The organism is Desulfovibrio sp. 1214_IL3152, assembly GCF_036763055.1.
Classification (GTDB): domain Bacteria; phylum Desulfobacterota; class Desulfovibrionia; order Desulfovibrionales; family Desulfovibrionaceae; genus Desulfovibrio.
In genome coordinates, this window is record NZ_JBAIYW010000366.1 from 1 (window position 1) to 6,838 (window position 6,838).

The window sequence follows — 6,838 nt, forward strand, 5'->3', positions numbered from 1 at the left end:
GGCGATGACGTGGCGCTGGAACTGCTTGCCGACGAGCTTTTGCGCCTGCCGCACGCCATACACCTTGTCTGCGCGGGCGCGGATGCCGCCGACGCCGTGCAGGCTTTGAAAAACAGGCATTGCCATCTGGCGGTGCTGCACATGGCTGATGACGACAAGGGCGGCTTCAATTTTTCCTTTGTGCGGCAGCACTGGCCTGAGGGCAAGATTGCCCTGATCAATCTGGCTATCCGTCAGGTCGGCCTGGTGGTTCCTGCGGGCAATCCGCATGGCGTCAAAAGCGTGGCCGACATAAAAAGCATGAAACTGCGCTGCGTGAACCGCCAGGCAGGCTCAAGCACCCGCATGCAGTTTGACGCCCTTTTGCGCCATGCCGGCATGACGCCGCAGGACGTTCCAGGCTATGAAAATGAAGTGGAAAGTCAGCTTGCCGTGGCAGCCGCCGTGCTTATGGGAAGGGCCGACTGCGGCCCCGGCGTGGCTGCCGCGGCCAGAGCAATGGGACTGGACTTTGTTCCCCTGGCGGGCGAACGCTGGGATCTCGCTGTTCCCGAAGCGTTCAGGGAAGACCCCCGTGTGGTCGGCGTGGAAAGCCTGCTGCAGAAACCTGAATTCAAAAAGCGCCTTGAAGGCCTTGGCGGCTACGACACGCGCCTGACCGGGCAAAAACTTGAGCTTGGCGTCCGCCTTGGGGCGTGATAAGAAAAAGCCCCGCCGTCGGCAAACGGAGGGGCTGGGTATGGACCGGACTGCGGCAGATCAGGCCGGTCCTGGAGGAGATGGCAATTTCAACGCATGGGGCGCAACGATTCAGTATAAATTCTTGCCACAAGCTGGCGGGAAACGCTGACCGGCGCCACCGAGAGCAGAAGACCCAGCGAAGGCGTCTGCTCGACGAAGTTGCAAAACTCTTCCACATCGAACTCCTGGACTCCCAAGTCCAGGAGTTTTTGCGTTATGCCCAGGCTGAATATCCAATTTTCCACCGCCCGCGCCGCTTCAGCGGCTTCTTCGGGCATGCCCCGCAGTCCGGGGGCTACCGGGCCAAGCACATGCGCCAGCACGTCGGGCTTTGCGGCGTAACATGCGCCAACCACAGCGGGCAGCAGAATAGCCAGACGCAACCCGTGGGGGAGATTTCTAAAGCGGCCCAAAGGCTGCTCCAGCGCGTGGGCCATATGCAGATGGCTGTTGTCAAAAGCTACCCCGGCCTGAAGCGCCGCCAGGCACAGCCCGTAACGGGCCTTGAGGTTTTCCGGCTCTGTCAGCGCCACAGGCAGCCAGCGATGGACCAGGCCCACGGTTTCGCGGGCCAGCGTAACCGCCAGTGGGTTGGCTGCCGTGGCTGTGGCTGCTTCCACAACCCTGCAGAACGCATTTATGGACACATAACGGCTCTGCTCTGCCGAAAGCCCGGTCATAAGGGCCGGATCGTCAATGGCGTAACGGGGGTACATGCAGTCGTATCCCACAATGGATCTGTGACTGCGCCCTGATACGGTGACCACGGCAAAACGGTTTACTTCACTGCCCGTGCCGTGGGTGAGATTGACGGCAACCAGAGGAAGGGCCTTTTGGGGCGTGAAGCGAAAACAAAAAAGATCTTCAGCGCTTTTACCGGGGTTAGCCAGCAGTATGGCCGCGCTCTTGCCGCAGTCCAGAGGACTGCCCCCGCCGATGGCGAGCACTGCTCCGGCATTGATGGCCCGCCCAAGGGCTGCTGCATCGTCCACAGTATCTGTGGTGGGGTTGGGCGTAACCCTGTTGTACAGGGCAGGCACAATGCCATGTCTGAGGGCGGCGGCTTCTACTTTGTCCCACGCGCCCGAAGCGCGGTAGGCATGACCGCCGCAAACACAAAGGACTGCTGTTATTCCCTCGCTTTTCAACTTGCCCAGGATGGGGTCTATCTTGTCTATGGCTCCCGCACCGAGGTAAGCAATGCTTTTTACCCGTACTTCACGAACCATATTGTAATCGCAGCAGTCATCCCACATGGCAACCTCCCGCGATCACGCTGGGCTTTTATTGCGCTGCATTAAACTAGAACGAATATAAGTTTAGGTCAAGGAGCTGCGCAATTTTTCACATAATTTTTGCACAAATAATCTTATTGATAAAAAAATCACAATACCGTAAATAAAAGGATTGTGCGTTTTTTATTATTTCTGGCGAACTTTTTTTCGCCAACCCCCTGCCTCATATCATCTTTTTTTATTCCGCCTGTTTTTTCGCACGCCCCACGCGGCAAAATCCACGCCAAGTCTCCACGCCAGCATTTAAAGAACACAGTTTCCGGCCGCTCCAAACCAGCTCACGTAGCGTCCAGAGCCATCGGGTGGGGCATCGTGCTTTACACACGGCTCGCCTATGTCCGCCAGGCTTGCCCGCCCTTTTGCTCCCGAAACCAAGCGCAGCCGGCAGGGGTTGGCCGCCGGACTTCCCGCCATGTGCCAAAGGGCAAAGCCGCCCCGCCAAAAGCCGCCCCTTTATCCTCACCGCCGCGGCAACGTGCCGCCAACCTTGAAAGAACAAGGCCCGGAGCCTTCCGGGCTCCGGGCCTTCCCGCACTGACTGCACGCGCGTCCGCAGGAACACGGACCCACAGCCGCTCAGCGCAGCAAAATCGCTATCGGGGTACTGCCAGAATAACCTGCGAAGCCTTGACAATGGCCGTCACTTTTTTGCCCACGGCCAGACCCAGCTTTTCCACGCTGCCCATGGTGACAATGGACGTGATGCCCACGCCGCCGGGCATATCTACCAGCACTTCGGCGTTGACCGCGCCGGGCGTAACCTTGCTCACTGTGCCGGGGAACTGGTTGCGCGTGGAAAGAAGATACTTTTCGGCATCATTCATCAGCAGCACAAAGCTCGCCTTGATCAGGGCCATAGCTTCCACACCGGGCTTGAGCCCAAGCTTGCCGGTGCTCACCTTGGTTATGGAGGCCACGATATTCAGCCCACCATCGACGGACAGCTCCACCTCATCGTTGACTGCGCCGGAACGCACCGCCACCACTTTGCCTTTAAAGACATTTCTTGCGCTTGTTTCCATAGTATCATCCTCGTATGGGGTACTCTTTCACCCATGACGGGCAAAAGCGGGTTTTATCCATATGCCAGCATAGTGCAGGACGCCGCGCAGCGCCACCCTGACACGCTGGACAGCATAAACAGCAATAAAGACTGCGATGCCGATCAGTTGGATATACACGCACAGGAATCATTCCTGAAGTGATTTGCGGAACAACGACGCGTCGTCTGCGCAGGCTTCCCCGCTTCGCCCGGTGATCTCCCTGCGCGCCGCGCGTTGCCGTCAGCCAGACCGCCCGCGAAGCTGGACAATACACAGAAACACACGTTGTCAGCCCGCTGCGCTGTGATGATTTCAGGCACACGCCAAAAGCGGTGTCATGATTTACTTGCCTACGACGTTGGGCAGCCGGCCACTTTCAGGCCTGGCTCCCTGGCTGCACTACGCGCACTTCTTGAGCGGCAGCATCACACCGGCATGTATGGCCGCAAAGCTGCCATGCCTGACAGTGCGCAAGCATACGAAAAGGCCGGTCCACAGGACCGGCCTTGCCTCATGAAAGCCATCTGTTCACGCCAGACGGCATGCGCGCAATGTTATCTTGAACGTGCCCCGCGCAGACTCGCGCAAGCGCCGCCACGCAGGAGCGCAGTCCGGAGCGCAAGTTGAAATGCAGTTTGGAATGCTGTTTAAAACGCAGCCTGAACCGCAGGTTGAACCGGTGACCGCAGGCGTTGCGGCCAAGCCCGCAACGCACGGGCCTTGCGCCGCCCAACGCTGCAGCAAGCAAACCGCACTGTCATCTTCAAAAAGCCGCCAAAACTTGTTGCTCACGCTGCACCGAAAAAGCTGCCGGCCAACGCCGGACAGCGCTCATGCAAAAGCGCATGCGCCATATCCGCCCTAAATATTTTCCGTAACCCAGTCCACCACCTGGGCCATACGCTTGAGCGTATAGCGCCGGTGCGGGCTTTTCTGGGCCAGGTCCTCCAGCGTTCCGTCCAGACGGTAGATGCGCCAGTCGCCTTCGGGCAGCGCGCCTTTTTCCATGCCCTGATTGATGGCGCTGCGCGCGGCGCCGGGCGAGCAGAACAGCTCAAATTCCTGCACGCCGGGGTCAAGTACCACCTGCGCGCCGCTTGCAATGTCTACAATGTAATTGCCGGGGGCAAAAACATAGACAAAGGGGCAAGGCTCCGCCGGAAACTCCTGCTCCGGCTCGGGCGCTGGCCCGGCCTTGACGCAGGCCAGCAAGGGCAGGGCCAGCAGTGTAACCAGCAAAAGGCGTGCTTGCATTGTCTACCTCAGTGTAACGGGCGCTCACGCCCGGTTATATGCCGCCTTTAGGGCAGATCAACTTTGAGGATGGACATTCTCAAAGTTTACGGCACGCCCGTTTCGGCGCTTCACAGCGCAAATACATTGCGCTTACTCACGCAGCCGCCAGAGCAGTTTCAAAGTGAAATGCTCTAAAAGGACAGTCAGCGTCGGGAAGCGGCCATGGCCTGAAGCCTGCGGATGCGTTCTTCCAGGGGCGGGTGCGTGCTGAAAAGATTAGCCATGCTGCCGTGGGCAAACATGGGGGACACAATGAACATCTGCTCGGTACTGGGGTTGCCTTCGCGCATGGGTATGCGCCCACTGGCCGCGCCCAGCTTGGCAAGAGCGCCTGCCAGAGCCAGAGGCTGCCCGCAAAGCTCCGCTCCCGTGTCGTCGGCCAGATATTCGCGCGAACGCGAAATGGCCATCTGCACAAGTCCGGCGGCCATAGGGGCCAGCAAGGCCATGACCAGTGCGGCTATGGGATTGACCCCGTTGCCCTCGCTGTCCCGGTTGCCGCCGAAAATGGCTGTAAACTGAAAGATGTTCGCCATGGTCACAATGGCGGAAGCCATCACCCCGGCAATGGTCTGAATGAGTATGTCGCGGTTGACGATATGGCCGATTTCATGCGCCACCACGCCGCGCAGCTCTTCGGGCGGCAGCAGGCGCATAAGCCCTTCTGTTACGGCAACCACGGCATTTTCAGGGTTGCGCCCCGTGGCAAAGGCATTGGGGGCCTCCTCGGGAACCACGCACACGCGGGGCTTGGGAATACCCGCATTGTACGCCAGTTCTTCAACAATCTTATGCAGGTATGGGGCTTCTTCCGGTGCAAGCTCGCGCGCACGGTACATGGATAGCACGATCTTGTCCGAGTACCAGTAGCTGCCCACGTTCATGAGCAGGGCCATGCCGAAAGCGATGATGATGCCCGTGCGCCCGCCCAGCAGGCCGCCGAGCACAATGATGATGCCCGAAAGCAAACCCAGAAGAAGAACGGTCTTGATCTGGCTGGTCATGCAAACTCCTCGCCTTGCGAAAATTATATGGATGCGTTGACTCTGCACTGGCACAAAAAACCTCATGCCCCGCGCTGCCACGCCATTAAAGCATATAAGCATCGGGGCATGACTGGCAAGAAGGGCCTCCCCGGAAAAGGCCGCTGCAGGCGTAAAAAACGTTTGCCAGGAGCGGATGCGTGTTGCGGCGCGGCCTCGCCGCGCGGATGGCTCCCAATAAAGACAACCGGAGCGCCTCAAGCGCCAACAGCCCCGGATAATGGAGCGCTTTCCAGATATGGAGCGCCTTGCTGTTGCGGCTGGAGTCGCCAAGGAAAGTCACAAGGCACCTGTTCTTGAGCATTTTAACTTTGAAAAAGTATAAATAGCGCGCCGCGATGTGGCGTGGATTCAGCCGAAAATCGTATTTTGGGGCTGAATGAAAACTTTGAGAATGTACATTATCAAAGTTTAAGGCACGCTCACTTCGGCGTTTAACCGCGCAGATAAACTGCGCTTACGCCTCCGTAGCGAACGTCTGCTCACGCAGCCGTCCAGCAATTTAAAAGTTAAATTGCTCCAGGCAGTGTCGTCACGAGATGAATTTCCTTGGTATATCAAGGAGAACGAGCTTTTTATGCAGGGAGTGTACTCTTATGGTACCCGACCGGAATAAAAGGCGAAGTTCGACGCAGAGATACCGGGAAAGGCGCTCGTGACGACACTGTCTAGAAGGCCGCTCCGCTGCCGTTGCGCGCCTGCCACCAGAGCTGGAAGACCAGCAGTGTCCACAGGGGCTTGCGCAGGTCTGCCCTGCCCGAAACATGCTCGTCCACCAGGGCGCGGACTGCCACAGGATCAAAAATACCTTGCGCCTTGAGGCTGTCCGCACTGAGCAGGTCTTCCACAAGCGGACGCATGCGCCCGCGCAGCCATTCCGCCACGGGAATCTGAAAACCCCGCTTGTTGCGGTACAAAATCTCTTTGGGCAACATATCTGCAAAAGCCCGCTTGAGCAGCCATTTGCGCTTGAAGCCGTGCAGTTTGCGGCCCACGGGCAGGCGCGCGGCAAACTCGGCCACGTCCTTGTCCAGAAACGGCGCCCGCACCTCAAGGCTGTGCAGCATGGAGCAACGGTCCACCTTGACCAGAATATCATCCAACATGAACTGGCGCACATACACGTAAAAAGCCCGCGCCAGAGGCGCAGCCGCAGAATAGGGCCGCCAGTGCTCATACTGCTCCCGGGTGGGAGCAAACAGACGTTCCGGCGCAAGAAAACCGGGAGCCTGCGCCTTGAACGGGGCGTCCAAAATCTCTGCCTGCATGTCGGGCGTAAAAGCCGTCAGCATGGTCTGCACGCGCTGCCATGCCGGAGCCTGCGCGGCGCGCAGAAAAGTGGCCACCGCCAGACGCGGATTGATATACCCGGCGGACGACGGCAGGCGGCGGGCCAGAGGCTCCACAACCTTGCGCCGCA

6 protein-coding genes are annotated in these 6,838 nt (G+C 58.8%); 1 reads left to right on the forward strand and 5 read right to left on the reverse strand.

Annotated elements, in window-relative coordinates; genetic code table 11:
* A partial coding sequence (locus tag V6C07_RS07775) for a substrate-binding domain-containing protein (protein WP_333535802.1) occupies positions 1–699 on the forward strand: 699 nt, incomplete at its 5' end.
* 89 nt (positions 700–788) lie between these two features.
* Here V6C07_RS07775 and V6C07_RS07780 read toward each other — a convergent pair.
* The 5 genes from V6C07_RS07780 to V6C07_RS07800 all read right to left on the reverse strand — a co-directional run.
* A complete protein-coding gene (locus tag V6C07_RS07780) occupies positions 789–1,997 on the reverse strand; it encodes an iron-containing alcohol dehydrogenase (protein ID WP_333535803.1) in 1,209 nt (402 codons plus the stop codon).
* Between the two features lie 632 nt (positions 1,998–2,629).
* Positions 2,630–3,058, reverse strand: a complete 429-nt coding sequence (locus tag V6C07_RS07785) for a TOBE domain-containing protein (RefSeq protein WP_333535805.1) — start codon at positions 3,056–3,058, stop codon at positions 2,630–2,632.
* Between the two features lie 882 nt (positions 3,059–3,940).
* A complete protein-coding gene (locus V6C07_RS07790) occupies positions 3,941–4,333 on the reverse strand; it encodes a DVU_2496 family lipoprotein (RefSeq protein ID WP_333535807.1) in 393 nt (130 codons plus the stop codon).
* A gap of 185 nt (positions 4,334–4,518) precedes the next feature.
* Complete coding sequence (locus V6C07_RS07795) at positions 4,519–5,379, reverse strand: zinc metalloprotease HtpX (protein ID WP_333535808.1); 861 nt, start codon at positions 5,377–5,379, stop codon at positions 4,519–4,521.
* 707 nt (positions 5,380–6,086) lie between these two features.
* The coding region (locus tag V6C07_RS07800) for an asparagine synthase C-terminal domain-containing protein (RefSeq protein ID WP_333535809.1) at positions 6,087–6,838 on the reverse strand (752 nt) is incomplete at its 5' end.

Bases quoted from the DNA above. Each gene is read 5' to 3' on its own strand.
- V6C07_RS07780 (WP_333535803.1), bottom strand. From the start codon at position 1,997: ATGTGGGATGACTGCTGCGATTACAATATGGTTCGTGAAGTACGGGTA.
- V6C07_RS07785 (WP_333535805.1), bottom strand. From the start codon at position 3,058: ATGGAAACAAGCGCAAGAAATGTCTTTAAAGGCAAAGTGGTGGCGGTG.
- V6C07_RS07790 (WP_333535807.1), bottom strand. From the start codon at position 4,333: ATGCAAGCACGCCTTTTGCTGGTTACACTGCTGGCCCTGCCCTTGCTG.
- V6C07_RS07795 (WP_333535808.1), bottom strand. From the start codon at position 5,379: ATGACCAGCCAGATCAAGACCGTTCTTCTTCTGGGTTTGCTTTCGGGC.